The sequence below is a fragment of the Hyphomicrobium sp. LHD-15 genome (assembly GCF_031157355.1).
Taxonomy (GTDB): domain Bacteria; phylum Pseudomonadota; class Alphaproteobacteria; order Rhizobiales; family Hyphomicrobiaceae; genus Hyphomicrobium_C.
Genome location: NZ_JAVIFT010000003.1, coordinates 18,120 through 33,306, shown reverse-complemented (window position 1 = coordinate 33,306; position 15,187 = coordinate 18,120). Strand labels below are relative to the sequence as shown.

Below are 15,187 nucleotides of genomic sequence, written 5' to 3'. Positions count from 1 at the left end.
GATCATGAGTGCTCTCCTTCCATGCCCGCCGCTCGATACCTCCGCGGCAGGTCTCTTGTCCGAAGAGGACGTGTTGCCGGATCTGTGGGTGTGGCATCGCCAGGGCCTCCGCACCGCTCTGGTGACGCTGGTTGGAATAGATGGCGCGGCGCCGCGTCCGCTCGGCGCCCAGATGGCGGTAGCCGAAGACGGCCGCCACGTCGGTTATCTCTCCGGCGGGTGCCTGGAGCAGGCGATCGTGCTCGAGGCGCAGGACGTGATCCGCGCTGCGCAAAATCGACTGGTGCGCTACGGACGAGGCTCGCGCTACATCGACATCAAGCTTCCGTGCGGCAGCGGGCTCGACCTTCACTTCGATATCACGCTGTGCTCCGAGCAGATGAGCACAATGGCGCTCTATCGGGCGGCCCGCAAAGGCTTCGCGCTCAGAAGTTCGCTTTCGGGTGGATCAAGTCAGGTCACGCTATTGGCAAAAGACGCGCCCCGCCTTTGCGCGCGCGAGGGGGATGTGTTCTCGCGCGTGTTCCTGCCGCGGATGCGCCTCTTGCTTCTGGGCAGCGGCCCGGCGCTGACGGCGCTCGCCCGTTTGGCTCAGGCCGTCGGTCTCGAGACCGAAGTATGGTCTCCGGACGCGGCGACACGCTTGGCGATCCGGAGCGCCGGTCTCGAAGCCGGGGGCGAGCCGCGGTTGAACGAGGATGCGATCGACCGGCTCGATTCCAGCTCGGCGGTTGTCCTCGTGTTCCATGAGCACGACGTGGAGCCCGATATTCTCGCACGGCTGTTGCGGCGCGACTGCTTTTACATTGGCGTTCTCGGCAACCGGGCGGTCCATACGCAGCGCTTGCACGCTCTGTCCGCTCTCGGGGTCGATGCCGAGGATCTTGCACGCCTGCGTGCGCCTGTCGGATCCATTCAAGGCGCCAAAACGAAAACGACGCTCGCCGTGGGTATCCTCGCCGAGCTTATGGCCGAAGCCAAGGCCCGCCATCTCGTCGCCTGACCTTTTATCCGGCGCCAATAAAAAGGCCTCTCCGGTGGTGTGCCGGAGAGGCAGGACGGGCCGCGGAGAGGACGATCTATCAGCCGTGCTGGAGATAGACGGCCTGAGTTTCGGTGTATTCGTAGAGGCCGTGCTTTCCGTCCGCGCCGCCGATGCCGGATTTGCGCCGGCCGGCGTGGAAGCCCTGCATGGCTTCGAAGTGTTCGCGGTTGATGTAGGTTTCGCCGAAGCGAAGATCACGGCTTGCGCGCATGGCGGTGTTCAGATCGTTGGTGAAGATCGACGACGTCAGGCCGTAGTCGGAATCATTCGAGAGAGCGATCGCTTCCTCGGCGCTGTCGACGACCTGGATCGGAAGCACCGGTCCGAAGATCTCCTTGCGCATGATCTCCATGTCGGCGCGGCAGTTGACGATGACGGTCGGCTCATAGTGATAGCCGCGCGCGAGGGTGGCGGTCTTGCCGCCGGTGACGATCTCGGCTCCGGCATCGCGGGCCCGTCCAACCATCGCTGCCACCTTGTCGAGGCTCGGACGGTTGATAAGCGGCCCCATGTGAAGATCGCGGTCGACCAGCGGGTCGCCGTAGCGCGTGGCCCGCATGAGGGTCGTGATGCGGTCGATGAAGGCATCCGCCACGGCGCGATGCACGTAGACGCGCTCGGCGCAATTGCAGACCTGGCCAGTGTTGATCACGCGGGAATCGTAGATGGCCTTTGCCGCGAGATCGAGGTTGGCATCGGCGAGCACGATAGCGGGCGCCTTGCCGCCGAGCTCCAGGTTGATGCGCGTGAGGTTGGCGGCAGCCGTCTGCATGATCTTGCGGCCGGTCTCGACGCTGCCGGTAAAGCTGACGAGGCCGATATCGCGATGGCCTGATAGTGCGGCCCCGGTGGCGGCACCGCTGCCGCTCACAAGGTTGAAGACGCCTGCGGGCAGCTGGGTTTCGGCGACGAGGGTCGCGAATGCGAAGGCATTGAGCGGGGTTTCCTCGCTCGACTTGATGACGATGGTATTACCGGTGATCAGCGCAGGCGCCATCTTGCGGGCGATCAGGAAGAACGGGAAGTTCCACGGCAGAATGCCTGCCGTCACGCCGATGGGCTTGCGCAGCAGGAAGATGCTTTCGCCGACGCGATCGCTGGTCAGGATCTCGCCCTCGATGCGCCGTGCCCACTCGGCCATGTAGTCGATGTAGTCGGCGGTGAAATTGACCTCGACGCGGGCGAGGGGAAGGATCTTGCCCTGCTCCTGCGAGATGAGGTGGGCAAGGATCTCGGAGCTGGCGCGTATTTTCTCAGAAATGGATCTGAGATGACGGGCGCGCTCGATTGCCGGCAGCTTTTCCCAGGCCGGTTGCGCTTTCCGCGCGGCTTGCACCGCTTCGTCGACGACGTCCGGTCCGCTTTCGGGTACGCGGGCAATGACTTCGAAGGTGGCGGGGTTCGTGACGTCCAGCGTTGCGCCGCGGTTCGGGACAAATCTTCCGTCGATGAAATTCTGATAGTTCGCCGTTGCGCTGCGCTCATTGAGCTGTTGCATCGTTTTCTCCCTCCAGGATTTTTTCGTTTCATGGCGCTTCGCGACGGAGGCCGCCTGTCGCGCGTCGGAGGGGTGTCAGCAAGCGCTATGCCAATAGGGGAATAACGTGAGGTGTGAGCGGCCCCGGCGTGCGCAAGATGTTGGGACGGATCGGCTATTTTGATTTCGTTCGCGTGCCGATCGGTTTGTGGCGCGCCGTCTTGGCGTGTCACATGAGGTTGGGGGGTGTTACGTCCGCGGGTGACACGTCTCCGGCAATCGGCCTGGCACGATGGCGGCCGCAGCACGTTGTCGCCGCGACGGGAAAGCGGCTAGGGGATGGGTTCCGCTAGCGACCGGGGAATGCTAGGCAGCTGAACCGGCGCGGGAAATTCAGCTGTACCGAACCGAACGCCATGCGCGGCGGCGGCTGGCAAGGAAGATCGACCTGACATGAGCCATTCAAGTCACCGCTTCTGCGTGGCACCCATGATGGATTGGACGGACCGGCATTGCCGGGTCTTCCATCGCATCCTGAGCCGGAGTGCGCGCCTTTATACGGAGATGGTGACGGCCGATGCCGTGATCCACGGCGAACGCGCGCGTCTGCTCGGGTTCGGCGCCGAGGAGCATCCGATTGCCCTGCAGCTCGGCGGCTCGGATCCGGCCAAGCTCGCCGAGGCGGCGGCGATTGGCGAGGCTGCCGGCTACGACGAAATCAATCTCAATGTGGGCTGCCCGTCGGACCGCGTCCAGGAGGGCCGGTTCGGCGCCTGCCTGATGGCGGAGCCGGACCTCGTAGCAGCGAGCGTGGCTGCGATGCAGAAGCGCGTCGCCATTCCCGTCACGGTCAAATGCCGGATCGGCATCGACGACCAGGACAGCGAAGCAGACCTCACCCGCTTCGTCGAAACGGTCGCGGATGCGGGGGCTCGCATCTTCATCGTCCATGCGCGCAAGGCGTGGCTCAAGGGGCTCTCACCGAAGGAAAACCGCGAGATCCCGCCACTCGATTACGGACGCGTGTATCGTCTCAAAGCGGCGCGGCCGGATCTCACCATCATCATCAACGGTGGTGTCGAAACGCTCGAGGCTTCGGCCGCGCATCTGCAGCACGTCGATGGCGTGATGCTGGGGCGCGCGGCGTATCAGACGCCCTATCTGCTCGCTGATGTCGACCAACTGCTGTTCGGCTCGACCGAACCTCCGCTGTCGCGTGGCGAGGTGCTTCGCCGTCTCGTGCCCTATGTGCAGGACCATCTCGCGCAAGGTGGGCGGCTCAATTCCGTCACGCGGCATGTCCTCGGCGTCTATCACGGGCAGCCGCGCGCGCGGGTGTTCCGGCGGCATCTTTCCGAGCATGGTGTCGGCGAAGGGCCTGGGATCGACGTTTTGCTCCAGGCGATCGCGCTCGCCGAAGGGCGCGTGAACGATGCTGCGCGTGACAGCGCCGCTGGCGCTCTCGCCGCGGAATAGGAAATCTCGAACATGGATCTCGCTCTTGGCAACGGCGAACTCGCCTGGCTCGTCGTGGCGCTGCTCGCGGCCGGCCTGATGACAGGTTTTCTCGCGGGTCTGCTCGGCATCGGCGGCGGCGGTGTGCTGGTGCCGGTGCTCTACGAAACGTTCACGTTCCTGCATGTGCCGGACGCCATTCGCATGCACATGGTGCTCGGCACGTCGTTTGCGGTGATCGTGCCGACGGCGATCCAATCTTTTCGTTCACACCGGGCAAAGGGTGCTGTCGACGAGACCGTGCTCAAACGGCTGGTTCCCTATGTGGTCGCTGGTGTCCTGCTCGGCATCACGCTGGTTTCTCTTGTTTCGAGCGGCGGCCTGAAGTGGGTCTGGATCGTGTGCGGCGGCCTGCTTTCGATCAAGATGGCGCTGGGGCGCGAGGACTGGCGGCTCGCCAACGACGTGCCGGACAATTGGATCGTGCGCGCTGTGGCGTTCCTCATCGGTCTCATTTCGACGCTGATGAGCATCGGTGGCGGTATGTTCATCGTCACGATGTTCACGCTGTGCGGCTGGTCGATCCTGAAGGCGGTGGCGACGTCGAGCGGGTTCGGGCCGTTCATCGCAATCCCGGGTTTGCTCGGTTATGTGTGGGCCGGGTGGGGCAATCCGGACTTGCCGCCGGTGTCGCTCGGGTTCGTGAGCGTGCTCGGCGCTACGCTCATCATTCCGATGAGCGTTCTGGCGGCCCCGTACGGGGTGCGCGTGGCGCACGGCATTTCCCGTCGCAAGCTGGAATTGGCGTTCGCGGCGTTTCTGTTCGTCGTCTCGATGCGGCTTCTGATCTCGACGCTTTAACGGTGCTGCGTCAGGTCATCTTCTCGTAGACTGCGTCGAACGCGGCTGCGGTGCCGGCCGACGTCGTGCCGGGATAGCCCTGCGCACGCCAGAAAGCGAAGCCGCCAACGAAGCCGCCTGTCGTCATGGCGAGCGCCATCATCGCAGACTTGTTTCCGTCCGGTTCGCTCGACATCCCAAAAGCAATTCCAAGCCCGGCGCCAAGTACCAGGCCGATGCCGATATCCGCCCAGCCACGCGGCACGCGAAGAAGGCGGGCGAGATCCGACAGCGCCACCGTCGGAATGTAGAGGATCAGCGCGAGCGTCGGCAGGATAGGAATAGCGAGGAACAAAAGCACGGGGCCGGCCTGAAACACGCGGTTCTCGACGCCGCTAAGGAAGAAAAGCGCGGCGACGAAGGCGGCGGTGCCGGCGAGGCACGCGTTGAAATAGGCTTTTCCGCGCGAGGCGGCAGTGGTCACGTCAGTTGTCACGACCTCGGCTGCTTGGGCAAGCGCTTCGCGGGTTCGCGCCTCCGGGCGGTTCGAGATCGTCGGGCGCCGATGCGGCGCTGGACGCGCGGAAGCCTGGCGTGGCTTCACGGCTTCGCGGCGGCCGAAGCTCGCGGCCGAACGGAGGGTTGGTTGCTTGCTGAACCTCATCGTGCCGTCTCTGCTCTCTCTGCAAGAGCGGCAACTATGGGCGCCAAACTGCGTGCGTTCGCTTAACGCAGGCTGTGGGCAATCCCCGATCCCGTTGCGGCGGTTAACCGGGGATTGCCTCGATGCCTCAAATCTTCTGGTTGTACTCGCCGACCTCGGGGAACTTGGCGAGGCGGGCTTCGATATCGCGGAAGATCGCGACCTTGTTGGCTTCCGACACCGGGCTTTCGACGACGATCACCAGCTCGGGCTTGTTGGACGAGGCGCGAACGAGGCCCCAGGTGCCGTCTTCCAGCGTGACGCGGACGCCGTTGACGGTGACGAGATCGCGGATTTTCTGGCCGGCAATGGTTCCGCCGTTCTTCGCGATGCCCTCGTAGTCCGCGACGACCTTCTCCACGATGCCGTACTTCTTCTCGTCGTCGCAGTGAGGCGACATCGTCGGCGACTGGTAGGTTTTGGGCAGTGCGCGGCGCAGGTCGGCGACGGTCTTGCCTTCGGCGCGCTCGAGCATGTCGCAGACGGCGAGGGCCGCGACGAGGCCGTCGTCATAGCCGCGACCGAGCGGCGGCTGGAAGAAGAAATGTCCGCTCTTCTCGAAGCCGACGAGTGCCTTCTGCTCGAAGGTGTAGCGCTTCATGTAGGAATGGCCGGTCTTCCAGTAGAGGGTCTTGGCGCCGTTTGCCTGCAGAACAGGGTCGGTCATGAAAAGGCCGGTCGATTTGACGTCGGCGACGAACACGGCGTCCTTGTGCCGGGCCGAGATATCGCGGGCGAGCATGACGCCGACGGTATCGGCAAAGATCTCGTGGCCTTCGTTGTCGACCACGCCGCAGCGGTCGCCGTCGCCATCGAAGCCGAAACCGACATCTGCCTTGTGCTTCACCACCGCTTCCGCGATGGCGTGCAGCATCTTCATGTCCTCGGGGTTCGGATTGTAGCGGGGGAAGCTGTGATCGAGCTCGGCGTCGAGGGGGACGACCTCGCAGCCGATGGCTTCGAGAACCTTGGGCGCGAATGCGCCAGCGGTGCCGTTGCCGCAAGCGGCGACGACCTTGAGGCGGCGCTTGAGCTTCGGGCGGTCGGCGAGGGCGGCCATGTAGCGCTCGGCGAGGTCGGGTACGAAAAAGTAGCGGCCGCCGTCCTGCGGCTTGAAGTTGCCCGCGAGCACGATTTCCTTGAGGCGGCTCATCTCGTCGGGGCCGAAGGTCAGCGGGCGATTGAGGCCCATCTTGATGCCGGTCCAGCCGTTGTCGTTGTGGGAGGCGGTGACCATCGCCACGCCTTCCACGTCGAGCGCGAACTGGGCGTAGTAGGCCATCGGCGAAAGCGCGAGGCCGATGTCGTGAACTTCGAAGCCGCCGGCCAGAAGACCGGTGATCAGGGCCTGCTTCACCGACGCGGAATACCAGCGGAAATCATGGCCAACGACGATGCGTTTCTTGACGCCGCGCTCTTCGAAAAGGACCGCCATGCCGAGGCCAACTGCGTTGAGCCCCATGAGGTTGATCTCTTGCGGGAACAGCCAGCGGGCGTCGTACTCGCGGAAGCCGGTGGGCTTGACGAGGGGCAGGCGTTCGAAGTCGGCGGTGTTGGGGACGAGATCGGCGCGGGGTTTGGGAAACATCGAGAGACCTTGTTCTGGGACTCACCGGCGAAATTTCCGGCGAACGGGCAGGCTCATGGAGGCGGAATACGGCGAAATACGGTGCGGAAGTGATGACGTCCGTGGACGTTTTTTTCCTTATGCACCACACGCGTATAACATTCGCTAGGGGGCACGTTGCTTTAATGCGCGAAGGCTTAAGACGGTTCGCGCATCGTGTCTTTGACGAGAAGCCCGAATTTACATGTCAGATGAGGTTATTCGACCAAGGTCAAGCGGCCCTGGGAGATGTCGACGCGGTCGAGGCGTGACAGAAAGCTCATGCCGAGCAATGTCTTATTGAGGCGCCCGCGTTCGCAGACGGCGGCGCGGACGTCGCGGACGGTGACGCGGCCGATGGTGATCCGGTCGAGGGTCACGGGCGCGACGGAAGCCACGCCGTTGGCAGTGTTCACCCGGCCGGTAAAATCCGACGGCCTGAGCCGCAGGCCCGCGCGCTCGGCATCCTCGTATGTCAATGCAACCATGGACGCGCCGGTATCGACCATGACGTCGACCGAGCGGCCGTTGATCTCGGCTTCGGCATAGTAGTGGCCGTCGGCAGCAGCTCGCAGCTGCTCGGTGCCACCTCGTGGAGCCGGCTCTTGCGGGTCGGCGCGGGCTTCTTCCTGCGTCGTGGTGGGGGTGCTCGCGACGCCAAGCATGCCGCTCAGTTCTGCGCGCAGAGTGTCATAGTGGGCCGCGCCCAAGCCCAGGATCAGGGCTGCTGCCGCCCAGCTTGCGACTTCTCCGAAGAAAGACCGTGCTCCGGATGAAAGAGCCATTCAAACGCTCCCGCGTGGAGGCACCCCACGCGCTTTCGGAGGGGCTCAGAGGCCGGCCGTCAGCCTCGGAGGGTGAGGAAGTCGCCGGAAAACTCATAGGAGCGCAAACGCTTTAAGAAACTCATACCGAGCAGGTTTTCCGAGAGCGCGCCGGGTTGGGCGACGAGGGCTTCGACGTCGCGGACTTCGAGCGGGCCGACGGAGATGGTCTTGAGCCGGATGGGTGCCGCAAAGGTGCTGCCGTTCGCGGTCGAGACGGGGGTGGTGAAAGACAGCGACTTGGTGTCGATCCCGGCACGCTCGGCGTCGGCTGGCTTCAAGACCACGGTCGAGGCGCCGGTATCGACCAGCAACGACATTGTCACGCCGTTGACTGCGCCGCGGGCGATGAAATGCGCGTTGTCATGGCGGCGCAGGCGCACGGCCTGTTCGCCTGTGGGGGCCGTCTCGACGAGGAGCGAATGACCGGGCGGAAGCACCTCGCCGGCGACGCGATAGGCGACCGTCTTTATTTCCTCGCGGTAGGTGTAAGCGACGATCAGCGCCAGTCCGATCCCGATCCAGGTGGCGGCGTGGCGCACGGCGTCGCGCCGCCTCCCTTGATAGTCGCCGCTGAGGGTCAAGAGATAGAGCGCGGCCAGCGCGAGCGCGCCGACGATGTAGGGGGCATTCTCGCCGGCGAGGGCCGAGAAGGAATCCGTATCGCCGCTGAGGCTCCAATAGAGCGCGACCAGACCCAGCAGGATGGCAATCAGGACGGCGAGCATGTCAGGGCGTTTCCATCATTCGTTGAGATCCATCGACATGCGGCCCAGGGGGAGATGAGGCCTACTATTCACGCTTCAGGCATTTCCTGCGCTGCCGATTCACGCCGCGCCCGATAGGGGCGCGACGATTGGAGCGCGTGGTCTAGCCATTGGCCCGTACACGACGGAGTTTCAGCTCCTGCATGATTGTCCGGCGTTCAGCGTCGGAATAGGACGACCAGCAGGCGATCTCATGGCGGGAGCGGAAACAGCCGTCGCAGAGGCCGTCTTTCGGATTGATCACGCAGGTTTTTATGCAGGGAGATTCCATCGGTCGCCGCGGTGGCGCGCTCCGTATTGTGTCAGTCGGCGTGCAATTTAGTCAGTCCGGCCTCACGCCTCAATGCCCGGAAAGCGCGGCAAACACGCATAGGGCCGCGAACCGGGGCCGAATTCAGGCGACGCGGGGCGGCCGCGTCGGCGACGTGGGTTTGGGGGGGATGCGGAGGCGCGGCTGGCGGCTCGACGGTGGGGGCACCGCCTGGCGATGCCGCTCGGCCCCGAGCGGCTGCAGCGGCGCGACAGTCGCCAGCACGCGCTTGGCGGGCAGCGTAACGGAGACCTCGGTGCCCTTGCGGAGTTCGGATTGCAGCTCAAAAACGCCGTCATGCAACTCGGCGAGGCTTTTCACGATCGGCAGTCCGAGGCCGGTTCCGCCTTCCGCGGTCTCGTGGGCGAGTGACCCCTGGCCGAAGGCTTGCAACACCTTGGGGATTTCGTCCTCGGGAATGCCGGGCCCGGTGTCGCGGACGGCCATGCGCTGGCCGCCGTCTGGTGTCTGCGCGACAGTGATCGTGACGTTTCCGCCTTTCGGCGTGAACTTGATCGCGTTCGACAGGAGGTTGAGGCAGATCTGGCGCATGGCGCGGACATCGATCCAGACCTGGGGCAAGTCAGCCGCGATGTCGAGAGTAACTTGCAGGCCCTTGCCGCTGGCGCGGAGCGCGAGCAGGCGCTTGCAATCCTCGGCGATGTCGCCCAAGTGGGCGCGTTCCTCGACAAGTTCGTAGCGGCCCGCTTCGATGCGCGAGAGATCGAGGATCTCGTTGATGAGCTGGAGCAGATGGCGGCCGCTCTCGTAGATATCGCGTGAGTAGTCGCGATAGAGCGGCGTGGCGTGCTCGCCGAACAGCTCGTCCTTCATGACCTCCGAGAAACCCATGATGGCGTTGAGCGGCGTTCTCAGCTCGTGGCTCATGGTCGCGAGAAAACGGGATTTGGCCTTGCTGCCGGCTTCGGCGCGCTTGCGGGCCTCGTCGCTGACGAGCTTCTCCTCGTCGAGCTCGGCGATCAGGATGTCCTTCTGCGCGCGGAATTCGAGCATCTGCAGCGTTGTCTGCTGCAGGCCCTTGGCGAGGAAGATGAAGTAGACGTGGACGCCCACCGCCATGGTGGCGAGTGCGTAGTAGAACGGCTCGTGCAGCAGGATGAGCCGGGTGGCGACGGCGACCGTCATCGGGATGGTGCCGACGTAGAGCAAGCTCATCATCGACGACGTGAAGGTCATCCGGACGGCGAGCAGGACGATCCGCGAAGCGAAGATGAAAACGTGGGATGAAAATACCGCCGATTGCTCGAGCGGAGACTGACTGTCCATTCCGACGAGGGCGAAGCCTGCCCAGACGACTCCGTTGAACAACTCGGCGAGAAGGAAGCGCCGGCGCCAGACACCGAGATCGCCATCGGGGCGGGCTTCGCGCTCGAAACGGCGACACAGTTGAAGCAGGACGACCTTCGAGCCGATGACCAGCAGAAGCCACATGCAGCCTTCCGCCCAAGGCGCCCAGAACATGGATGCGAGGGAAAAGATGGCAGCGAGGGCCCAGATCGTGACGGCGGCCGAGAGCTCGTTCCGGGCGAACATCGCCATGAGCTCGTATTCGAATTCGGGCTTGATTTCGCTGCCTCGGGTCAGGCGATCGCGGGCAGCCTTCACGTCGTCGTCCGTGCGTTTGCGCGCGGCGTGACGCGTTCTAAGCTCGGCGAGGATTTGTTTTCGCGTTTCTTTGTCCATGCTTCCGCCGCGCAGCGTTCACGACGGCCAAATGGCCCAGTCGCTCCCGGTATTGGGGGTGCTTGTCGCTAGCCCGCCGAGAGTGATAGGTCGTGTGTCTGCCCACCGCTAATCTCACCAGAATTCGCTAACGATGAGTTTACCCACGGGTCGAGTTGGATATTCCGCCTGTTCCCAACGGAACAGTCCGGTGGCGCGCCGCCAGGCAATGTGCGGGATTATTCGGAAAATGCGCGTGCGGGAGCGGGCATGAAGGTTACGATTATCGGATCCAGCGACGCCTTCGGCTCCGGAGGACGTCTTCAAACGTGCTTCCACGTGGCTTCGGACGCGGGGCAGTTCCTGATCGACTGCGGGGCCACGTCGTTGATCGGGCTCGAGCGGCAACACGTTGATCCGAATGATATTTCAACGATTTTTATCACGCATCTGCACGGCGATCATTTTGCGGGTCTAGTGTGGTGGCTGATCCATGCCGTGCATCTCGTGAAACGCACCAAGCCGTTGACCGTGGTCGGCCCAGCAGGGATCGAAGCCCGCTTCAACGCCGCTGCGGAGGCGCTTTTTCCAGGCTCGACGGCAGTGGCGCGGCGGTTCGATCTGGTTTTTCGGACTTACGAGGATTTCGTGCCGCTGGAGGCGGGCGGCGTGAAAGTTACGCCGTTTGTCGTCAGCCATCCGTCGGGCGCGACGTCCTATGCGCTCCGCTTCGAGGTCGACGGCAAGATTCTGACCTTCTCCGGCGATACGGAGTGGGTCGAAAGCCTGATTGGCGCTGCAAACGGGGCTGATCTCTTCATTTGCGAATGCTTCGCGTTCGAGCAGGCCGCCCGGTACCATCTCAACTGGCGGACGATCGAGGCCAATCTGGAACGGCTCGGCGCCAAGAAGGTTCTGCTGACGCATCTGGGCCCGGAAGCCCTCGCCAACCAGGGGGCGATCCGTCATCCAATTGTTGCGATTGCCGAGGACGGGCTCCAGCTCGACCTCTGACAGCGGGGCTCTCGAGTTGCCGCCGCTCCTCGCTCCTTGGGCGGATTGAGCGCGATGGGCCGCTAACGCGCCAGATTGTTCGTCCAAACAGTAAAATTGCCTCAATTAAATCGCTTGACCGCAGAGCCCGAACAAACTGATCTTGCGTTTGCTCCTTATTCGGAAAATCCATTCCAACTCTGCGGTTGCCGTATGCTCGATGACATGGACGTCAAAATTCTCGCGATCCTGCAGGAGGACTGCACGCGGCCGGTGGCCGAAATCGGGAAAGAGGTGGGCCTTTCGACAACGCCCTGCTGGCGGCGCATTCAGAAGCTCGAGGAGCTTGGCGTCATCAAGCGGCGGGTTGCGGTTCTGGATCCCGTCAAGGTGAATGCCGGCGTCACCGTTTTCATCTCGATCAAGACCGACAAGCACAGCCTTGCTTGGCTCGAGCGCTTTCACGGCGCGGTCTCGGATTTTCCGGAAGTCGTCGAGTTCTACCGGATGTCCGGCGAGGTCGACTATCTGCTTCGCGTGGCGGTCCCGGATATCGCCGCTTATGACGTTTTCTATAAAAAGCTCATTTCCCACGTCGAGATCGCAAAGGTGTCGTCGGCGTTCGCGATGGAAGAGATCAAGCATACAACGGCGCTGCCGCTCAACTTCGCGCGCGCGCCTTCGGAAAAGCGGCGCAGCGGCTGACGTCCGCTTGGCGTCGTATCGTCGGTCTACACGATCAGGTTGAGGCCCGCGAACGCGAAGCAAATAAAGGCCGCGAAGCCGATCGCGACAAACGTCAGCATCATGCCAAGCGTGCGAAGCTTCAGATTGTGCGGCGTCTGCGAGAGTGCATAGGCGTGGACGTAGCGGCCGGCCACCAAGGCAAGCCCGAGCGCGTGCAAGAAGGCCGACGGCGCTTTCAGGCTTTCGGCGAAAGCCAGCAGCAGAAGCGCAAGCGGCACGTATTCGGCGAAATTCGCGTGGACGCGAGCGCGGCGCAGAAGCTCGGCGCTTTCGCCATGGCCGATCTCGACGCGCGCCTCGCGGCGCTGGGCGATTACGCGTACCGACAGCAGCAGAAACAGGAAGGCCAGGAGCGACGCGTAGAAGGCGGTGATCGGCATGGCATGACCCGTTGCAAATGTGTGTGAAGGTCCCCGTGGTCTTTCGATGCTTGCGGTCGGCTGAGGCTATTTGGTGGTCGCGGGCGAAGGCAGGCGTGCGATCAGGCTCGACGTATCCCAGCGGCTGCCGCCGAGCTTCTGAACGTCACTATAATACTGATCGACCAGTTCCGTGACAGTCAGCTTCGAGCCGTTGCGGCGCGCTTCGGCGAGGCAGATCCCGAGATCCTTGCGCATCCAATCGACGGCGAAGCCAAACTCGAAGCTACGTTCATGCATGGTCTTCCAGCGGTTTTCCATCTGCCACGATTGCGCAGCGCCCTTCGAGATCGTGTCGATGACGGCGGCCACATCGAGCCCGGCATTCTCGGCGAAGGCGATGGCCTCGGAGAGGCCCTGGAGGAGGCCCGCGATGGCGATCTGATTGACCATCTTGGCGAGTTGGCCAGAGCCCGCCGGGCCCATCAGGCGCACGGCCTTGGCGAACGAGCGGATCACCGGATCGGCGGCGTGGAAGGCTTCCTGATCCCCGCCGCACATGACGGTGAGCTGTCCGCTTTCGGCGCCGGCCTGACCACCCGATACGGGCGCGTCGATGAAGGCGATGCCTTTTTCCTTGGCGCCACTATGCAACTCGCGGGCGACGTCGGCCGAGGCTGTCGTGTGGTCGATGAAGACGGCGCCGGGGCGCATCGTGGTAAACGCGCCGTCAGGACCGGTCGTGACCTGGCGCAGGTCGTCGTCGTTGCCGACGCAGGCAAAGACGAAATCGGCGCCTTCGGCAGCGGCGGCGGGCGTCGAATGGGCGCTTCCCGCGCCCTGGGCCGTGACCCAGGCCTGGGCCTTGGCGCCGTTGCGGTTGTAGACGGACAGGTCGTGGCCGCCCCGCTTCAGGAGGTGCCCGGCCATCGGGTAACCCATGACCCCCAATCCGATCCATGCAACTTTGGCCATGCCCTTCGGTCCTCGTTTCGGTTATGACGCGGGTCGTTGTATCGAATCCCGCACCCGCCTCCTACCCCCGATCGATGCGGCGGGATCTCTCAAGGCAAGGACCCATGGTCAAGAACAGCTCGGATGCTCAGGTCGCGGTCACGCTCGAGGATGTGCGGCGCGCGGCAAAGATCATCGAAGGCGCGGTGGTGCGAACGCCCTGCGACCGGAGCCGGACGCTCGGCCACGATCTCGGCTCCGACATCTGGCTCAAGTTCGAGAACCTGCAGTTCACCGCCGCCTACAAGGAGCGTGGCGCGCTCGTCAGGCTGTCCGCGCTTTCGCCGGCTGAGCGCAAGCGGGGCGTCATCGCGATGTCGGCCGGCAATCATGCGCAAGGCGTTTCCTATCACGCGGGCCGTCTCGGCATTCCGGCGACGATCGTCATGCCGGAAGGGACGCCGGCGGTGAAGGCGGAGAACACCAAGCGCTGGGGCGCGCATGTCATCCTCGAAGGTAAGACGCTCGAGGAAGCCGCGCGCTTCGCCCGCGCCTATGGCGAAGAGCAGGGACTGGTGTTCGTGCATCCGTTCGACGATCCGCTGGTGATCGCGGGGCAGGGTACGGTTGCGCTCGAGGTGCTGGAAGCGGTGCCGGATCTGGACGTTCTGATCGTACCGGTCGGCGGTGGCGGGCTCATCGCCGGCATGGCGGTGGCGGCGAAGGCGATCAAGCCGGACATCGAGATCATTGGCGTCGAGGCGGCGCTCTATCCCTCGATCTACAACAAGATCAAGGGCACGCATCTGCCAACGCGCGGCGATACGCTGGCCGAAGGCATCGCGGTCGCGAACCCGGGCGATATCACGACCGAGATCATCTCCCGCCTCGTCGACGACATCGTGCTCGTCAGCGAGACGGATCTCGAACGGGCGACGTTCGCGCTGCTGATGATCGAGAAGACCGTGGTCGAAGGGGCAGGTGCTGCCGGGCTCGCCGCGATGATGGCCGACAAAGAGCGTTGGAAGGGCCGCAAGATCGGGCTCGTGCTGACCGGCGGCAATATCGATCCGAGATTGCTCGCGAGCGTGCTGACGCGCGAGCTTGCGCGCGAAGGGCGCCTGTCGCGTCTCACCATCGACATTCCGGATCGGCCGGGTGAGCTGTCGCGCGTTTCCGGCGTGGTGGGGCAAGCCGGCGCCAACATCGTCGAGGTCTATCACCAGCGCGTGTTCACGGATCTACCGGCGCGCGGGACCGAGCTCAATCTCGTGATCGAGACGCGGGACCGCTCGAACCTCGAAGCAGTGCTCGCGCGGCTCGAAGCTTCCGGCTATCGCGTCGTCGTAAAGAGCAGCCAGGCTACGCTTTAGAGAACAGCGGGCTCTGGCGCGTGTGCGCTGGATTCACGGCGCAAGCGCGAG

The 15,187-nt window shown here is 63.9% G+C and carries 15 protein-coding genes; 6 read left to right on the top strand and 9 right to left on the bottom strand.

Going from position 1 to position 15,187, the window contains the following annotated elements; genetic code table 11:
- Window positions 1–4: 4 nt before the first annotated feature.
- Entirely contained in the window at window positions 5–1,003 is a 999-nt protein-coding gene (locus RCO24_RS12380) for an XdhC family protein (protein ID WP_308962488.1), read from the top strand.
- Between the two features lie 79 nt (window positions 1,004–1,082).
- Here RCO24_RS12380 and aldA read toward each other — a convergent pair whose 3' ends face one another.
- On the bottom strand, window positions 1,083–2,543 hold the full coding sequence (gene aldA, locus RCO24_RS12375) for an aldehyde dehydrogenase (RefSeq protein ID WP_308962486.1): 1,461 nt from the start codon (window positions 2,541–2,543) through the stop codon (window positions 1,083–1,085).
- Between the two features lie 432 nt (window positions 2,544–2,975).
- Here aldA and dusA point away from each other — a divergent pair, with 432 nt between their 5' ends.
- Window positions 2,976–3,998 (top strand): tRNA dihydrouridine(20/20a) synthase DusA, encoded by a 1,023-nt coding sequence (gene dusA, locus RCO24_RS12370; protein WP_308962484.1) that lies wholly within the window; start codon window positions 2,976–2,978, stop codon window positions 3,996–3,998.
- Window positions 3,999–4,010: 12 nt separating this feature from the next.
- A complete protein-coding gene (locus tag RCO24_RS12365) occupies window positions 4,011–4,838 on the top strand; it encodes a sulfite exporter TauE/SafE family protein (RefSeq protein ID WP_308962482.1) in 828 nt (275 codons plus the stop codon).
- A 10-nt stretch (window positions 4,839–4,848) separates the two neighbouring features.
- Here the strand turns inward: RCO24_RS12365 and RCO24_RS12360 are convergent, their stop codons facing one another.
- The 6 genes from RCO24_RS12360 to RCO24_RS12335 all read right to left on the bottom strand — a co-directional run bounded on the left by RCO24_RS12360 (window position 4,849) and on the right by RCO24_RS12335 (window position 10,731).
- Window positions 4,849–5,481 (bottom strand): hypothetical protein, encoded by a 633-nt coding sequence (locus RCO24_RS12360; protein WP_308962481.1) that lies wholly within the window; start codon window positions 5,479–5,481, stop codon window positions 4,849–4,851.
- Between the two features lie 127 nt (window positions 5,482–5,608).
- Complete coding sequence (locus RCO24_RS12355) at window positions 5,609–7,108, bottom strand: phosphomannomutase/phosphoglucomutase (protein ID WP_308962479.1); 1,500 nt, start codon at window positions 7,106–7,108, stop codon at window positions 5,609–5,611.
- Between the two features lie 236 nt (window positions 7,109–7,344).
- The gene (locus RCO24_RS12350; RefSeq protein ID WP_308962477.1) at window positions 7,345–7,911 is read right to left on the bottom strand and encodes a TIGR02281 family clan AA aspartic protease; all 567 of its coding nucleotides are present in this window, start codon (window positions 7,909–7,911) and stop codon (window positions 7,345–7,347) included.
- A gap of 59 nt (window positions 7,912–7,970) precedes the next feature.
- Window positions 7,971–8,678 carry a TIGR02281 family clan AA aspartic protease gene (locus tag RCO24_RS12345; protein WP_308962475.1) on the bottom strand — a complete coding sequence of 236 codons (708 nt, stop codon included), beginning with the start codon at window positions 8,676–8,678 and terminating at the stop codon, window positions 7,971–7,973.
- 142 nt (window positions 8,679–8,820) lie between these two features.
- Entirely contained in the window at window positions 8,821–8,988 is a 168-nt protein-coding gene (locus RCO24_RS12340; RefSeq protein ID WP_308962474.1) for a DUF1289 domain-containing protein, read from the bottom strand.
- Between the two features lie 123 nt (window positions 8,989–9,111).
- A complete protein-coding gene (locus tag RCO24_RS12335) occupies window positions 9,112–10,731 on the bottom strand; it encodes an ATP-binding protein (protein ID WP_308962472.1) in 1,620 nt (539 codons plus the stop codon).
- 249 nt (window positions 10,732–10,980) lie between these two features.
- On the opposite strand from RCO24_RS12335, the gene RCO24_RS12330 reads away from it, so the two are divergent.
- Both RCO24_RS12330 and RCO24_RS12325 read left to right on the top strand, forming a co-directional pair.
- Window positions 10,981–11,724 carry an MBL fold metallo-hydrolase gene (locus tag RCO24_RS12330; protein WP_308962470.1) on the top strand — a complete coding sequence of 248 codons (744 nt, stop codon included), beginning with the start codon at window positions 10,981–10,983 and terminating at the stop codon, window positions 11,722–11,724.
- Window positions 11,725–11,916: 192 nt separating this feature from the next.
- Complete coding sequence (locus RCO24_RS12325) at window positions 11,917–12,408, top strand: Lrp/AsnC family transcriptional regulator (protein WP_308962468.1); 492 nt, start codon at window positions 11,917–11,919, stop codon at window positions 12,406–12,408.
- Window positions 12,409–12,434: 26 nt separating this feature from the next.
- Here RCO24_RS12325 and RCO24_RS12320 read toward each other — a convergent pair whose 3' ends face one another.
- Together RCO24_RS12320 and RCO24_RS12315 are read right to left on the bottom strand one after the other, a co-directional pair.
- The gene (locus RCO24_RS12320) at window positions 12,435–12,830 is read right to left on the bottom strand and encodes an MAPEG family protein (RefSeq protein ID WP_308962467.1); all 396 of its coding nucleotides are present in this window, start codon (window positions 12,828–12,830) and stop codon (window positions 12,435–12,437) included.
- 66 nt (window positions 12,831–12,896) lie between these two features.
- Window positions 12,897–13,784 (bottom strand): NAD(P)-dependent oxidoreductase, encoded by an 888-nt coding sequence (locus tag RCO24_RS12315; protein ID WP_308962465.1) that lies wholly within the window; start codon window positions 13,782–13,784, stop codon window positions 12,897–12,899.
- A 104-nt stretch (window positions 13,785–13,888) separates the two neighbouring features.
- Between RCO24_RS12315 and RCO24_RS12310 the strand changes: the two genes are divergently transcribed.
- The gene (locus RCO24_RS12310; protein ID WP_308962463.1) at window positions 13,889–15,136 is read left to right on the top strand and encodes a threonine ammonia-lyase; all 1,248 of its coding nucleotides are present in this window, start codon (window positions 13,889–13,891) and stop codon (window positions 15,134–15,136) included.
- The last annotated feature ends 51 nt before the right edge of the window (window positions 15,137–15,187 follow it).

Excerpts from the sequence above, each read along its gene's own strand:
- RCO24_RS12325 (WP_308962468.1), top strand. The coding sequence starts at position 11,917 with ATGCTCGATGACATGGACGTCAAAATTCTCGCGATCCTGCAGGAGGAC.
- RCO24_RS12335 (WP_308962472.1), bottom strand. The coding sequence starts at position 10,731 with ATGGACAAAGAAACGCGAAAACAAATCCTCGCCGAGCTTAGAACGCGT.
- RCO24_RS12345 (WP_308962475.1), bottom strand. The coding sequence starts at position 8,678 with ATGCTCGCCGTCCTGATTGCCATCCTGCTGGGTCTGGTCGCGCTCTAT.
- RCO24_RS12320 (WP_308962467.1), bottom strand. The coding sequence starts at position 12,830 with ATGCCGATCACCGCCTTCTACGCGTCGCTCCTGGCCTTCCTGTTTCTG.
- dusA (WP_308962484.1), top strand. The coding sequence starts at position 2,976 with ATGAGCCATTCAAGTCACCGCTTCTGCGTGGCACCCATGATGGATTGG.
- RCO24_RS12330 (WP_308962470.1), top strand. The coding sequence starts at position 10,981 with ATGAAGGTTACGATTATCGGATCCAGCGACGCCTTCGGCTCCGGAGGA.
- RCO24_RS12340 (WP_308962474.1), bottom strand. The coding sequence starts at position 8,988 with ATGGAATCTCCCTGCATAAAAACCTGCGTGATCAATCCGAAAGACGGC.
- RCO24_RS12315 (WP_308962465.1), bottom strand. The coding sequence starts at position 13,784 with ATGGCCAAAGTTGCATGGATCGGATTGGGGGTCATGGGTTACCCGATG.
- RCO24_RS12355 (WP_308962479.1), bottom strand. The coding sequence starts at position 7,108 with ATGTTTCCCAAACCCCGCGCCGATCTCGTCCCCAACACCGCCGACTTC.
- RCO24_RS12360 (WP_308962481.1), bottom strand. The coding sequence starts at position 5,481 with ATGAGGTTCAGCAAGCAACCAACCCTCCGTTCGGCCGCGAGCTTCGGC.
- aldA (WP_308962486.1), bottom strand. The coding sequence starts at position 2,543 with ATGCAACAGCTCAATGAGCGCAGCGCAACGGCGAACTATCAGAATTTC.
- RCO24_RS12310 (WP_308962463.1), top strand. The coding sequence starts at position 13,889 with ATGGTCAAGAACAGCTCGGATGCTCAGGTCGCGGTCACGCTCGAGGAT.
- RCO24_RS12350 (WP_308962477.1), bottom strand. The coding sequence starts at position 7,911 with ATGGCTCTTTCATCCGGAGCACGGTCTTTCTTCGGAGAAGTCGCAAGC.
- RCO24_RS12365 (WP_308962482.1), top strand. The coding sequence starts at position 4,011 with ATGGATCTCGCTCTTGGCAACGGCGAACTCGCCTGGCTCGTCGTGGCG.
- RCO24_RS12380 (WP_308962488.1), top strand. The coding sequence starts at position 5 with ATGAGTGCTCTCCTTCCATGCCCGCCGCTCGATACCTCCGCGGCAGGT.